General features: G+C 45.8%; 14 protein-coding genes. 3 read left to right on the top strand and 11 right to left on the bottom strand.

The genetic code is table 11. The features are described 5' to 3' along the window. Nucleotides 1-16: 16 nt before the first annotated feature. From C7475_RS20700 to C7475_RS20680, 5 genes are all read right to left on the bottom strand, one after another. Nucleotides 17-649 (bottom strand): lipopolysaccharide assembly protein LapB, encoded by a 633-nt coding sequence (locus C7475_RS20700; RefSeq protein WP_158286563.1) that lies wholly within the window; start codon nucleotides 647-649, stop codon nucleotides 17-19. Nucleotides 650-743: 94 nt separating this feature from the next. Continuing rightward, nucleotides 744-1,229, bottom strand: coding sequence for a cytidine deaminase (locus tag C7475_RS20695; protein ID WP_110055292.1), 486 nt, complete (start codon nucleotides 1,227-1,229; stop codon nucleotides 744-746). Nucleotides 1,230-1,383: 154 nt separating this feature from the next. Continuing rightward, nucleotides 1,384-2,565, bottom strand: coding sequence for a signal peptidase I (lepB, locus tag C7475_RS20690; RefSeq protein WP_110055291.1), 1,182 nt, complete (start codon nucleotides 2,563-2,565; stop codon nucleotides 1,384-1,386). Nucleotides 2,566-2,721: 156 nt separating this feature from the next. Then, a complete protein-coding gene (locus C7475_RS20685; protein ID WP_110055290.1) occupies nucleotides 2,722-3,378 on the bottom strand; it encodes an alpha/beta fold hydrolase in 657 nt (218 codons plus the stop codon). Between the two features lie 54 nt (nucleotides 3,379-3,432). Then, on the bottom strand, nucleotides 3,433-4,617 hold the full coding sequence (locus C7475_RS20680) for a sigma-54 dependent transcriptional regulator (protein ID WP_110055289.1): 1,185 nt from the start codon (nucleotides 4,615-4,617) through the stop codon (nucleotides 3,433-3,435). A 187-nt stretch (nucleotides 4,618-4,804) separates the two neighbouring features. On the opposite strand from C7475_RS20680, the gene C7475_RS20675 reads away from it, so the two are divergent. Both C7475_RS20675 and cysM read left to right on the top strand, forming a co-directional pair. Further along, complete coding sequence (locus C7475_RS20675) at nucleotides 4,805-5,620, top strand: serine O-acetyltransferase (RefSeq protein WP_110055288.1); 816 nt, start codon at nucleotides 4,805-4,807, stop codon at nucleotides 5,618-5,620. Beyond that, nucleotides 5,621-6,505: a cysteine synthase CysM gene (gene cysM / locus C7475_RS20670; RefSeq protein ID WP_110055287.1), complete on the top strand. Its 885-nt coding sequence runs from the start codon at nucleotides 5,621-5,623 to the stop codon at nucleotides 6,503-6,505. 347 nt (nucleotides 6,506-6,852) lie between these two features. Here cysM and C7475_RS20665 read toward each other — a convergent pair whose 3' ends face one another. Continuing rightward, nucleotides 6,853-7,836, bottom strand: a complete 984-nt coding sequence (locus C7475_RS20665; protein WP_110055286.1) for a pyruvate dehydrogenase complex E1 component subunit beta — start codon at nucleotides 7,834-7,836, stop codon at nucleotides 6,853-6,855. 186 nt (nucleotides 7,837-8,022) lie between these two features. Between C7475_RS20665 and C7475_RS20660 the strand changes: the two genes are divergently transcribed. Continuing rightward, nucleotides 8,023-8,664, top strand: coding sequence for a hypothetical protein (locus C7475_RS20660; protein WP_110055285.1), 642 nt, complete (start codon nucleotides 8,023-8,025; stop codon nucleotides 8,662-8,664). 52 nt (nucleotides 8,665-8,716) lie between these two features. Here C7475_RS20660 and C7475_RS20655 read toward each other — a convergent pair whose 3' ends face one another. The 5 genes from C7475_RS20655 to C7475_RS20635 form a co-directional block, all read right to left on the bottom strand. Further along, the gene (locus tag C7475_RS20655) at nucleotides 8,717-9,892 is read right to left on the bottom strand and encodes an acetyl-CoA C-acyltransferase (protein WP_110055284.1); all 1,176 of its coding nucleotides are present in this window, start codon (nucleotides 9,890-9,892) and stop codon (nucleotides 8,717-8,719) included. A gap of 71 nt (nucleotides 9,893-9,963) precedes the next feature. Then, nucleotides 9,964-10,590, bottom strand: coding sequence for a DUF3575 domain-containing protein (locus tag C7475_RS20650; RefSeq protein ID WP_110055283.1), 627 nt, complete (start codon nucleotides 10,588-10,590; stop codon nucleotides 9,964-9,966). A 45-nt stretch (nucleotides 10,591-10,635) separates the two neighbouring features. Then, nucleotides 10,636-11,328, bottom strand: coding sequence for a DUF3575 domain-containing protein (locus C7475_RS20645; protein WP_110055282.1), 693 nt, complete (start codon nucleotides 11,326-11,328; stop codon nucleotides 10,636-10,638). Next, complete coding sequence (locus C7475_RS20640) at nucleotides 11,328-12,485, bottom strand: hypothetical protein (protein WP_110055281.1); 1,158 nt, start codon at nucleotides 12,483-12,485, stop codon at nucleotides 11,328-11,330. The genes C7475_RS20645 and C7475_RS20640 overlap by 1 nt, the downstream gene beginning before the upstream one ends. 232 nt (nucleotides 12,486-12,717) lie before the next feature. Beyond that, nucleotides 12,718-14,298, bottom strand: coding sequence for a RagB/SusD family nutrient uptake outer membrane protein (locus tag C7475_RS20635; protein ID WP_110055280.1), 1,581 nt, complete (start codon nucleotides 14,296-14,298; stop codon nucleotides 12,718-12,720). Nucleotides 14,299-14,305: the final 7 nt, after the last annotated feature.

Below are 14,305 nucleotides of genomic sequence, written 5' to 3'. Positions count from 1 at the left end.
TCTTTCTTACAGCATATTATTGTGTTACGGCCAGCGCTCTGTCGCACAACTCCTCTCCTTTTGCCACCTCACCATTACCGATATATGATTTGCCAAGCATAAACATCGCAAAGGCATTCCCCGGCTGCACATGCAGTAATTTATCCCAGTAAGTAATTGCATGACTAAAATTGCCGGCCAGGTAATAATGATGCGCCAATGCCTGCATCGGCCGTGGATCATTCTCCCGCAAAACAAGACAGGACCTCAGATGCTTCACGCCCTTTTCTATCTCACGCACATGCAGATACGCTGTACCCAGGTTGAGATGATAATCTGCATCAACAGGATGCCCTTTCTTCAGCGCAGTTTCAAAAGCGGCGACTGCATTAGGAAAATCTTTTGTATTGAAATAGAGTACGCCTATGGCATACCAGGAAGAAGGCTGCTCTTCATCCAGCCGTAAATAGTGCCGGTAATAGCGGATACTTTCATGATATTCCTCTTCCAGCGCACAGATCTCTGCTATTTGCAGATAAGCCACGGAATAGCTGCTGTCATGTTGTAAGATTTCATTAAAACACTTCTTTGCTGCCTGGAGTTTACCTTCATTCCGGCAGTTCACCCCTTCCTTATAAAGACCCTTTAATTTATTTCCTGGAAAAGCCATAGCAACTTGCACGAATAAAACCGCCCATAGTAGCGGACATAGGACACGGATATTCAACATAGAGCATCATAGAGACCTCCCAAAGATAGTAAATTTATTGCATATCTTCCGCTGAGAATCCCAATGGTAACAGGTGTCTTATAGTCTGAATGACAAACACCTTACCAGTTTGTCCACTCATAATGACACGGATGGATTGTTGCTGACGGCCTTCGTATTCTGAGAGGGTTTGCCGGCAGATACCGCAGGGCGAAATAGGGGTATCATTACTGCCGGAAGGGTTGTGATAACTGACTGCTATCGTGAGTATTGGTACTCCGGGGTAAAGCGATGCTGCAGTAGATAAAGCCACTCTCTCTGCACAGATACCGGCCGGGAAAGAGGCGTTCTCCTGATTTGTACCTCTTACCACAATACCATTGGCCAGTAAAATAGCAGCTCCTACATAGAAGTTGGAATAAGGGGCGTAGGCCTGACCAGTTACCTCGCGGGCTTCTTCCAGTAACCGGAGATCTGCAGTGGGTAGGGCTGCACTGTCCTGGAAAGATTGATACTCAAAAGAATGTTTACGGATGTCCATATACTAAATTACGAATTACGGATGACGAATTACAAATTAGTGTTTGTAATTGGATGTCATCTGTAATTCGTAATGAATATCATCCGGCGTCCGGTAAATGTGTTATAACACAACGTCGTGGCTATGCGTTACAGACATTCGCCTCCGGAGCTTCTTATTTTATGGTCCTGAACAACCTGTTCCAGCGGATGCTACCATGGCCGTAACTCATCCAGATGAGCCATGCCTTACCTACGATATGATCTTCAGGAACAAAACCCCAGAAGCGGGAATCCAGTGAGTTATCACGGTTATCACCCATCATCCAGTAGTAGTTCATTTTGAAGGTATACGTGCTGGCAGGTTTATTATTGATATAGAACTGTCCATTCCTGTTCTCCAGTTTATTGCCTTCGTACACGCTGATAATACGGTCATAGAAAGCAATAGTTGAGCTGTCCAGGTTTACGGTTGCACCTTTCTTTGGAATGTACAGCGGCCCGAAGTTATGCTCAGTCCAGTGGTAATGTGCAGTATCATGCGGGAATACCTGTACATCTTGTCTTGGCGATTTTACATAAGGCGTGATCTCCTTTACTACCGGCCATGTTCTTAGCAAGGTGGCCATACCGGGAGTCAGGTCATATCTGAAAGTGCTGGAATCGTCCACACTGCGTGGAGACGGATCGATGTTCAGTTCGTCGAGACGGGAAGGGTTCAGCGGATCGCCGGTGGTCCTTACCCAGTAAGTACGCTCACTTTCAGCCGGGATCGGCGCCTGCGCGCTATTCACATAAACAATACCTTCTCTTACAGACAGTGTATCGCCGGCAACAGCCATACAGCGCTTGATATAATTCTCTCTTTTATCTACAGGACGGGCAGTAACGTGGTTCTGTTCCCACACGTTATCACGTCCATAAAATCTTACCAACTGGTAGTAGCTCTGTTCCTGTTGTTCCAGGGCTACAGTATCGCCTTCGGGGAAGTTAAATACCACTACATCATAACGTTCAACATCTGAGAAACCTGGCAAACGTCTGTATTTCCAATGTACTGCTTCAGAGTACGCTTTGCTGTACTTAGTAAAAGGCAGCGTGTGATGCGTAAATGGTACAGCGAGTGGCGTCATTGGAATACGAGGCCCGTAACTGATCTTACTAACGAACAGGAAATCGTTCACCAGTAATGTCTTTTCCATAGATGGGGTTGGGATAGTGTACGCCTCAAAAATAAAAGTGCGTATCAAGGTAGCAGCGATGATGGCGAAAATAGCAGCATCAAACCACTCTCTAACGGCAGATTTCTTCTTCTTTGGCTGACCCTCTTTATTTCTTCTCCAAAAAGCCAGGTTCATTAAGATTTGTTTAAGATATTTAAAAGATCAAATATAATATTCTGTATTCTGCAAGCTAATTAATACTAATCAAAAGTTTTGCTAAAATAAGGGGATTAGGTTGATTTAATAAACTTTTTTACATGTAAAGCAATTGGTTGATAGCAGTTTTGCTTTTCATTTCAGCTCTTTTTTCAGGATCTCATTGATTTCTGTGGCCCGGTTGTATACCATGAAATGACCGCCGGTAGGGATGACATAATCAGCCTTGATAAGCTTTAGCGGGAATGTCTTGTCTTTTCCTCCATGAATATGCACAAGTGAAGATGGGATAAAATCGTTCCGCCAGTTCACCACTTCACGGATGCCCCAGCGGAGGTAACCGTAGGCTGTTTTCTTCATATATTCGGACAGCAGTTCATGTTCTTCAGCCGTTTCGGCATTCAGGAACAGTTTCACCACTCCTTTTCTGCGGGTAAAGATGATGGAATCCGGCAGGCGGAGTAAGTGCAGCAGCCCTGTTTTTCTTACCCAGGCCAGGTAAGCAGGCTTTTCCCCTGTCGTTTTAATGCTGCTGATCAGGATCACTTTCTCTACAGGGCGTAACCGGGCTATTTCCAGGGAAAGCATGCCTCCGAAGGAGACGCCTATCAATGTAACATGTTCATGTTCAATTCTGGCGGCCATCCTGGCGGCGTATGCTGAAAAAGTTTCTTCAGGGATGGGGGTCAACCAGTCGAGGTAGTGTACGGTATAGTCTGCGGGAAAACTCAGATGTCTGAAGATCCTTTCATCTGCTCCCATGCCGCTGAGCAGGTACAGGTGTTTGTCCATGGTCCATAAACATGAAAAAGGGCTGTCCGCCGGCGGCAGACAGCCCTGATATTATTAAGCGTTTACTTTCTTTTTATCTCTGGCGGGCAGCACATAATCATGTACATCATCTGCCATGATCGTTTTACCGGAGAGGATCACGAGACGGGCCACTACGTTGCCCAGCTCGCGGATATTGCCTGACCAGTTATGTTGCTGTAACACCTTCATGGCTTCCTTATCGATGGCCTTTTTAGCCATACCATATTCATGGCAGGCGCTTTCCAGGAAGTGATCCACCAGCAAGGGAATATCGTCACGACGCTCATTGAGGGAAGGCACGTGGATCAGGATAACGCTCAGACGATGGTAGAGGTCAAGACGGAAATTCTTCTCTTCCACTTCCTTCAGCAGGTCTTTGTTGGTAGCTGCTACCACGCGGACGTCCACGCTGATCTCTTTATCGCCCCCAACACGGGTGATCTTACCTTCCTGCAATGCTCTCAGTACTTTGGCCTGTGCACTGAGGCTCATATCTCCTATCTCGTCCAGGAACAGCGTACCGCCGTTAGCCTGTTCGAACTTACCAATGCGTTGTTTTACTGCGGATGTGAAGGAACCTTTCTCATGACCAAACAGCTCACTCTCAATCAGTTCACTTGGGATAGCCGCGCAATTTACTTCTACGATAGGACCGGAAGCACGGTTGCTGCGTTCATGTATCCAACGGGCCACCAGTTCCTTGCCTACTCCGTTTTCGCCGGTTACCAGCACACGGGCGTCTGTTGGCGCTACCTTTTCAATTGTCTCTTTTATTTTCAGGATGGGGGCAGAATTGCCGATCATCTCCTGTGTTTTGTTCACTTTACGGCGCAGTGTTTTTGTTTCTGTCACCAGGTTGCTCTTATCCATCGCATTACGAAGGGTGATAAGCAAGCGGTTCAGGTCTGGTGGCTTAGAGATATAATCGTAAGCACCTTTCTTTACTGCTTCTACGGCTGTATCAATATTTCCATGGCCCGATACCATTACGATAGGAACATCCGGATTGGTTTCTTTAGCCTTTTCCAGGAATTCCAGCCCGTCCATCTTGGGCATTTTTATATCGCAAAGGATGGCGTCGTACTGTTTGTCCTTGAACATTTTAAAGCCTTCCGCTCCGTCAGCTGCCTCGTCTACCTTATACCCTTCATAGCTCAGGATCTCAGATAACGTTTTACGTATGCTTTTTTCGTCATCAATTATCAGAATGTTGGCCATATTATCATTTTAGTGAACAACGAACAAAATTAAGGGAAAATACTTGATCCTCGCCAAGATAACAAAATGGTGGCAGCTGCAAACGCCCATCTCCGATATCTGCCATTTGTCTACTAAGTTTATGGACTCTCGACATTAATACGTAATTTCATTATTCGTTTCCCTCAATCCTGTAATTCACTCGGATATGCAACAACTTTTAGAAGAACTAAGGCGGAGACACCAGCTGGCAGCAGCTACGGCTTATCCGACTACCACTGCGGTGAACGATTTTGCCAACAATTTCATCAACTGGCTTTTTCCTGAGTACACCGGTAAGGTCATGGCTGACATCGTGTTACTGGAAGAATATGCGCGTGGACTGCAATCAGAATTGCAGCAATTACTGCAACCAATGCAACAGCAGTTACCAACAGGTGCAGAAGCGCTAAGTGAACAGTTCATGGCGCAGGCAGAAGTCATTTATGACGAACTGAAAAAAGACGCAGAAGCTATATATAAAGGAGACCCGGCAGCGACCTGTATGTACGAAGTGATACGTGCTTATCCGGGGTTTTACGCAATTGCGTTTTACCGCATCGCACACGCACTGCATAAGCTGAAGATCCCGCTGTTGCCGCGTATGATCACTGAGCGGGCACACAGTTGTACCGGTATTGACATACATCCTGCGGCAGTGATAGGACCTTATTTCTGCATTGACCACGGTACCGGTATCGTCATCGGTGAGACCACTGTCATCGGCTGCAATGTAAAACTTTATCAGGGTGTTACTTTAGGTGCATTGAGCGTGGATAAGGACATGGCGCGCAGCAAGCGTCATCCGACAATCGAAGACAATGTTATTATATATGCGGGCGCCACCATCCTGGGAGGTGATACCGTAGTTGGTCATCATAGTATTATAGGCGGTAACGTATGGCTGATAAAAAGTACAGCCCCCTTTAGCCGTATCTATTACCGTGCAGACGGCAGTATTAACGTAGTAGAAAATAGTTATTAGATGCATTCGATATTAGATCTTGTTGGTAACACCCCCATGGTAGCGCTAAAAAACATCAGCGCAAATCCGGGGGTTACAATTTATGCGAAACTGGAAGGAACTAATCCGGGAGGCAGTGTAAAAGACAGAGCGGCTTATGGTATGATCAAGGGAGCATTGGACAGAGGCGAGATCAAACCGGGCATTAAGCTGATAGAGGCTACCAGCGGCAATACAGGTATCGCGTTAGCGATGATTGCCAGTCTGTTCGGCGTAGAAATTGAATTGGTGATGCCGGAAGACGCCACCCGCGAAAGAGTACTGACGATGGAAGCTTTTGGTGCTAAAGTAACATTGACGCCCAAAGAGGCATCTATGGAAGGCTCTATTGACTATGCCAATGCACAGGTAGCCAAAGGCGGTTATCTTATGCTGAACCAGTTCGGCAATCCGGATAACTACGGCATGCACTATAAAACCACCGGTCCGGAAATATGGCGGGACACTAACCAGGGCGTTACCCACTTCGTAAGCGCTATGGGCACCACCGGTACCATTATGGGTGTGTCCAAGTTCCTGAAAGAACAAAATAACCAGATACAGATCGTTGGGTGTCAGCCTACGGAAGGTTCCAGGATACCTGGTATCCGTAAATGGCCGGAAGAATATCTGCCGGCTATATTCGACAGGTCCAGGATAGACCGTATCATGGACATTTCGGAAGACGAAGCGAGAGCCATGACCCGCCGTCTGGCCAAACAGGAAGGCATCTTCTGCGGTATGAGCAGCGGCGGAGCAGTGTCAGCGGCAGAGAGGATCTCCAGGGAACTTGAGCATGGCGTGCTGGTATGCATTATTTGTGATCGGGGGGATAGGTATTTGTCCTCGGATCTGTTTGGGGGGTAGTTTTTCGTTCTCTGGATTGAAACCCGGGGGGCTACAAATACGAGCCTCCTATCAGAGTCCATTAGGTTAAGGCGACCTTCTCTATTTCCAGTACGCTTTATACATGACGTATACATACCTTATACATGGCGTATATATGCCTTATACGTGGACTTGATCAGGCCGAAGTACGCTTTATATATGCTTCATACATGACGTATACATGCCTTATACGTGGACTTGATCAGATGAAGAGGGTAACCTGACCTGAGGTATCGGGGCCAGATTTATACCAGGCTATACATTACATATAAAAGGAAAGCCGGTCTGTTAAACAGACCGGCTTTCCTTTTATTACGATATAACTGTTACTTCTTCATGTACATTACTTCCTTCACCAGTTTCACAGTGCGCTCAACGTCAGGCAGATACAGTTTCACCAGATTTGGTGCATAGTGCATTGGCGCATCGGCAGCTGTGATACGACGGATCGGAGCATCCAGGTAGTCAAAACCTTCTTTCTGGATACGGTAAGAGATCTCGGAAGAAACGCTGGAGAATGGCCATTGTTCTTCTACGATCACCAGACGGTTGGTTTTCTTAACAGATTCCAGGATGGTGAACCAGTCCAGCGGACGGATGGTACGCAGGTCGATCACTTCAGCTTCGATACCTTCTTTTGCCAGTTCTTCAGCAGCACCCAGGGCAACTTTCATCATTTTGTTGAAAGAAACGATGGTTACGTCTTTACCGGAACGTTTGATATCAGCTTTACCGATCGGGATAATGTATTCTTCTTCAGGCACTTCACCCATGTCGCCGTACATCACTTCACTTTCCATGAAAACAACCGGGTCGTTATCGCGGATAGCCGCTTTCAACAGACCTTTTGCATCATAAGGATTGGAAACTGATATTACTTTTAAACCCGGGATATTTGCATAATAGCTTTCGAAAGCGGTGGAGTGCTGTGCACCCAGCTGACCTGCAGAACCGTTAGGTCCACGGAAAACGATAGGACAACCTACCTGTCCGCCACTCATAGCCAGCATTTTAGAAGCGGTGTTCAGGATCTGGTCGAGGGCCAGTACGGCGAAGTTCCAGGTCATGAATTCCAAAACAGGACGAAGACCATTCTGTGCTGCACCAACACCAATTGCAGTGAAGCCCAGCTCGGCGATCGGCGTATCTATTACTCTCTTAGGGCCAAACTCATCCAGCATTCCCTGGCTTACTTTATAGGCTCCATTATATTCTGCTACTTCCTCTCCCATCAGGAAAACGCGATCGTCACGGCGCATTTCTTCCTGCATGGCTTCTCGTAAGGCTTGTCTGAAAGCTATCTGACGCATGCTGTTACTCTTAAAGTTTGAAAGTTAAAACCTCATTTATCCTGAGGCAGGGGCAAAATTATCGTTTGTTGGCGAAAAAAGCAAAGGAAAACTTCAGAGGAGGACCGCTGAGATTTTAAATACTATATATTAAATATTATATATATTAGCAGGAATACTGCCGTTTATAAGTTAATATCCTATCCTATGTTTACCATTACCGTCCTTTCCATATGCTTTCTGGCGGCCATATCCTGTAAGATCAAAAAGGTCAAAGCACCGCTGATCACCGGCTTGATCTGGTACTTTCATCTTGCGATGTGTGTGTTTTCCGTCGTTTGCCTGATACTTCTGATCAGCGGTTACGGGTTTAAGGGTACCTATACGGAGCGGGTATTTTTCACTCTCTATGCCGGATCGGGCGTTGTATTATACGGACTTACCCAGCAGGAAGTGTCAGGAAAGTGGGTATACCTCTGTGCTTTTTATGGATTTCCCTTCGCACTGGCCTTCGGACTGCTGTTACCTCCCCTTCGCACGCTGACCGTTATTGCGGGATTGGGATTGTTGTCTGACGGGGAGATGAAAAGATATCCTATTGACGACGACTTTGCACTGCAAGCCAGTTCGGTAGATATTATTTACCGTTACCCGACCTACAGCCTGGTACAGGATAAATACTGGTTCTTTGAAAAGATCTCAGGAGATATAGTAAAACCTGCCGGGCAGCTACAGGCCCTGAAAACGGAGAAAACCGCCGGGAATGACAGTGTGCACCTGTATATGAAACTGATAAATGAGCCTGGGGTTGTATCGCGCGTTGATACGACCTTCAGTCTGATACAATAGAAAAAGCCGCGAAATCACTTCGCGGCTTTTTTATTCCTGATCGATCTCTTTATTATTCTGCTCTTTCAATAACGATAGCGCTTGCGCCGCCACCGCCGTTACAGATACCGGCCACACCGTAGCGGCCCTTGTTCTGATGCAGGATTGAGTTGAGCGTCACTACGATACGTGCACCACTACAACCAATAGGATGTCCCATAGAAACAGCTCCACCCCATACATTCACCTTATCTGACGGCAGACCGAGGTCGCGTTCATTGGCAATAGGCACGCAGGAGAAAGCTTCATTGATCTCTGCAAAGTCAATGTCAGCTACTGAAAGCTTCGCTTTTTCAAGGGCCTTATTGATAGCCTTCACAGGAGTAGTGGTAAACCATTCAGGCGCCTGAGAAGCATCGGCAAAACTGATGATCTTCGCTAATGGCTTCAGTCCCAGTTCTTTCAGCTTCTCTCCGCTTACAAGTAACACTGCCGCTGCACCATCATTGATATTAGAGGCATTGGCTGCAGTAATGGTCCCGTCTTTCTGGAAAGTGGGTTTTAGCGTTGGGATCTTGTCGAAGTTCACCTTTTTATAATCTTCATCTTCAGTTACAGTAACCACCTGTTTTCCAGGTACTTCAACCGGGATAACCTCATTTTTGTAATATCCCTGTTCGGTGGCTGCTGCCGCCCTTTTATAGCTCTGTATTGCATAAGCGTCCTGTTCTTCACGGGAGATCTTGTATTCGGTAGCACAGAGTTCTGCCGCATTACCCATGTGGAAATCCTTATAAGGGTCCCAAAGGCCATCGCGAATAATACCATCGGTCACTGCACCATTTCCCAGTTTGTAACCGCCACGGGCTTTATCCAGGTAATAAGGCACATTGCTCATACTCTCCATACCGCCAGCCACTACTACATCATTATCGCCAGAGAGAATGCTTTGTGCGCCTAACATAATGGCTTTCATACCGGAAGCGCATACCTTATTAACGGTAGTGCATGGAACATTAGTAGGAATACCTGCATAGATACTGGCCTGATTAGCGGGGGCCTGACCCAGGTTGGCACTGATCACATTTCCCATATACACCTCATTCACTGCAGTGGATGGTACTCCCGCTTTTTCAAGTGCTGCTTTCATTACCAGCGCGCCCAGTTGTGTGGCTGACATGGTAGATAACGCGCCATTAAAAGATCCTATGGGGGTACGTACTGCTGAAACTATAAATACTTCTTTCATCCGTAGAAATTTAAGTTACACGATAGCGCAACTGTTAAGATTGTTTGGTTTCCACCAAATATAACGGATTTTCAGAAACGGTAGCCGAGCTTAAAGCCAAATGCCAAATGCGGATCGTATCCGTCTACATCAATACGACGGCTTCCCAAATAAAGCTGATTACCCATCCATACGTCTGGTTCGGTTTTGCGATGCCGGACGCCCAATCCCAGATACATATCCAGGATAAAACGATGTGACCTGTCCAGGTAGCGTTGCCACCCCACATTTGGAGACCCGGCTATAACTTTCCTTTCCTTCCTGATGCTATTTCCGGTAGCTTCAGAAACTTCAGTATACCTGACCTGCTTATATACTCCCTGCAAGCTAAAATAAAGTTGTCCGTTTTTCCCTCTTGTGGCGGCCGGGAAATATTTTATTTCCGGTTTTATCCTGAAGCCACTCTTTCCATACTCTTGTGCATATAAAAAAGGGAATGCTTCATAAAGAACAGCAGTACCTTCTATGCCAATAGCCAATCCTTCTGAAATGCGGTATTCCAATCCAATTGAAGGTCCTCCTTCCGGCTCTGTTAGTGACGTTAGCGGAGTATTTAAAATAAAGCCGGGTTTTGCAGGGAAAAGCTTTTCACTACTATCCTGGGCATTAACAATGCCTGTCAGCAAAAACAGGTAACAAATGAGTAAAAGATATTTCATAACTGTGTGGCCACTACGGGGCATTTAACTGTTAGGGATCAGGTATTAAAAGCGATATCCTACTTTAAGACCCATAGGTATGTTAATATTCCATCCGGATTCAAGTGTGTCGAAAAAGTAACCGTCGTTATCTTCCAGATAGCTGCCATAGATCGGCACTTCGTCTTTAAATTTAATCTTTCTGTGTTTAATACCCAGACCTACATAAAGCTCCATGATGAATTTATGACGCGGATCAAAGTAGAACTGCAAGCCCATTTTACCGGATGTGCCAATAATCGTTTTCACTTTATCATAAGGAGTTATTTTCTCGTAGTTAAAGGTGCCATTATTAGGATTTTCGCCTTCCCTATGTATCCATTCTTCCAGATAACTAACTCGCTTATATGAAATTTCCTGGGCGAAGAACAGTTTATACTTATGTCCTCTGCCCGGCATATAGTAACGTATTTCCGGACGAATACGGAACCCTTTTGCTTTGGGTGTATATTGGCCTCGCAAGCCGAAATCACTTTTTTCATCTATGAAGATCCAGGTACCCTCTACCAGCACGCTCCATTCTTTGGTATAACGGTTTTCCAGGGCAAGAGAAATGCCTCCATCGGGCTCCCTAAGTGTTAAAAGATTAGTGCTGATGCGTACTCCTGTGAGCAGAGAATCGGGAGTCCCTCTTTGCTGACCTTTTAAAGAAACTACAACAAGCAGGCAAAGAATAAGAATTGTGTATAATTGTTTCATCAATAAGGGAGTTTAGAGATTAACGTTGGAGATACCGGGGAGGTGGCTATGCTATAACAAACGACTTGCTCTCTGCCATGCAGGAATAAGAGATTGCCGTTGACGACGATGTCCTGATAACGTCCATCATTCAATTGTCCAACCTTTACAGGTGTTGGGCCGGCAATGTTTACAGTCACCAAACCTATGTCGCTGGCCAAATAAAGATATTGGCCGGATTGAACTAGCCCACCTGTTATCCCTACCTCCAGTTCACCTGATCTGATAATTGCATTCGTATCTCTTCTCAATTCATATTGCGTAAGGTATGTCCCCTGATTACAGTTATAGCGGTTGGGAATGGCATATGCAATAGTATCCCCTACTGAGAAGTATTTCTCACATTCCGATGCGCTATTGTAGTAACCGGCATCATCCAATCTTGCGGTATCGTATAAATCCAGGAAGCCGTTATACCATATAATTGCCAGGTTTCCCCTAAAAAGGAATATGCTATCCACCAGCTTCCCTGCAACGTTCCGCGCTTCTGCAATAACAGGCTGCATTGGAGATACGAGTGAATACATCATTACAAAATCCAGGTTCACCAGGTAAAGCTTCCCATTTGAAACAACCAATCCTGGGTTGTTCCTTGTGTTTTCACCATCACCGGGACCATCACCTATTAATTGTTGTCTGCGGCATTGGGGATTCTTTATCTTCGCTCTGCGCCATCCTACTACAACACCTTTTGAATGGTCAACACATTCAAAGTAAGCTCCTGCCTCCACTGGATAATCCGGTTGTTTCCAGACGTCAGCAAGCCTACCTACCGTCATATTGGTAGACAGTGCCTTTAATGAAATGATGATCAGGTCATTGTAATTGTTCGCATACAGATAATCGCCTTCAATAGCAGCAACCTGGAATCCGGGAATACGCAGAAAACCTGTTTTTACGGGGTGAGCGGGGTCCTGGTAAGAGATAATATGCAATCCTGAGTCAGCTTCTTCCTGCAGTACATTGGTACCAGCAGTAAACAGTTTTCCTCCATTAACCGTTTTACGGGGCGATTGGAAGCTGATCTGTTTCAACATGGGGTCTGCACTGTAAATGGGCGCATATCCATCTATTTCTCCCCGTTGCCAGGGTTGATCATTATCACAAGCTGCTAACATGCAGCAAGTTGCTAACAGTACGTAAGTCAGTAATAGGCGGGTCATAATAGGTCTAGGTATTTTCAGTTAAGCGTGCAAATGTAGGGTGAAGTTACAAGACCGGGGTTAAGGAAAAGTTAAAGAAGATATTACGCACAATAAATCAGAAGTATACAAAAGAGAAACCGTCCCAAATAATTGAGACGGTTCTTTCTTCAAGCATAACCGGTCCTTACGATAACCGGAAAGTTATTTACCAGCCACTATTATTAGGCAGTGAATTTGGATTGATCGATGTTTCGCTTTGTGGTACGGGCCAGAGATAGTCACGGCCAGCATTGAAACTACGTTGTTCTACCAGTACATGTTTGTTGTAATCCTGTCTTGACTGGTCGTAGTTATTCAGGATACCATATACAGGCCCGGTCAATACTGTTTCAGCGATCTTCCAGCGGCGGATGTCAAAGAGACGGTTATCTTCCATCGGGAATTCTACACGTCTTTCACGGCGTACCGCATCACGCAGGCTTGTCTGGTTCGGATAATCTACAGCTGTCAGCGCCTTCATCATCACACCCGGCCTTTGTCTCACCTGATTGATAGCGTCGTACACGCTTGCATCGATCTGGTTCTGTTCTATTTTCGCCTCTGCATATGTCAACAGTACTTCTGCATATCTCAGCAACACGAGGTCATTGTATGAGTTGCTGTCCCAGTTACCCTGGATATCGGCGGGTACATATTTCTTGTAGTAGAAACCTGTTAATGAAGCATTGTTCTTACTCAGTGCGTCAAGACCTTTGGTATTGGTTACATCTATTGTGATACCATTTACCACAACACCTGGCACCACTACTGTCAGCTTCAAACGGGGATCACGGTTATCGTATGGATGTGCCGGATCATAGAGTTGCGATTTATCTATTGTCTTTCCATCTGTACACTCATATGCGTCTACCAATGACTGAACCGGCACAACCTGTGACCAGCCTCCGATAGAAGGTCCGCCTACCCATGTTGCCATAGCATTAGGAAGGGTTGTTTTTACAAACCGTGCAGACAACAGGATCTCCAGGCTGTTCTTGTTAGTACCATTGAACAGGCTCACATAATCATTGTCAATAACATAGGTATGCAGGTCCATCACCTCTTTCGCAGCAGCAGCGGCTTCTGCGTATTTGCCTTCATATAACATCACACGCGCTTTCAACCCTAATGCAGCACCACGGGTGGCACGGCCAATGTTGTTAGCATCATAAGTAACCGGCAGGTATTTAGCAGCAGAATCAAGTTCAGCTGCGACGAAAGCTGCTACTTCAGCACGTGGTGTACGTGATGCATTAAAGTCCTTGATCGGAGGTGTGGTTGTTCTCAATATCACATCACCGAACAATCCCGTCAGTTGCTGGTAAGCATAAGCTCTGATAAAACGTGTTTCCGCTTTCAGACGTCTGTTGAGAGAATCGGACAAAGCTTTGTCCCTGTCAATGTTATCGAGAACATCATTACAGGAAGCAATCATTTTATAGAGATTGTTCCAGAAGTTACTGAACATACCGGTGCTTATAGAAGCGCTCCCATTACCGACCAGTCTCACATCACTAGGCCAGTCACTCCAGGAGTAACTGTCGTCTGTAGCACAACTGAGGAATATACGATTGTCTACATCTCCCAAACGGCGATAACAGTTATTTACGGCATTGATAGCATCGGCTTCTGTAGTCCAGTAAGCATCCTGGCTCACCTGAGACTGAGGCTGCTCATCCAGTGTTTTCTTACACGCGGATACTGCTGCCAGTCCCGCTATAGTGAATATAATTGCTAATTTCTTCATGACCACT

Origin of the sequence: Chitinophaga sp. S165, assembly GCF_003182155.1 — a bacterium.
GTDB lineage: Bacteria > Bacteroidota > Bacteroidia > Chitinophagales > Chitinophagaceae > Chitinophaga.
Note: the sequence above shows the minus strand (reverse complement) of the source record. Positions and strands in the feature narration are given on the sequence as shown.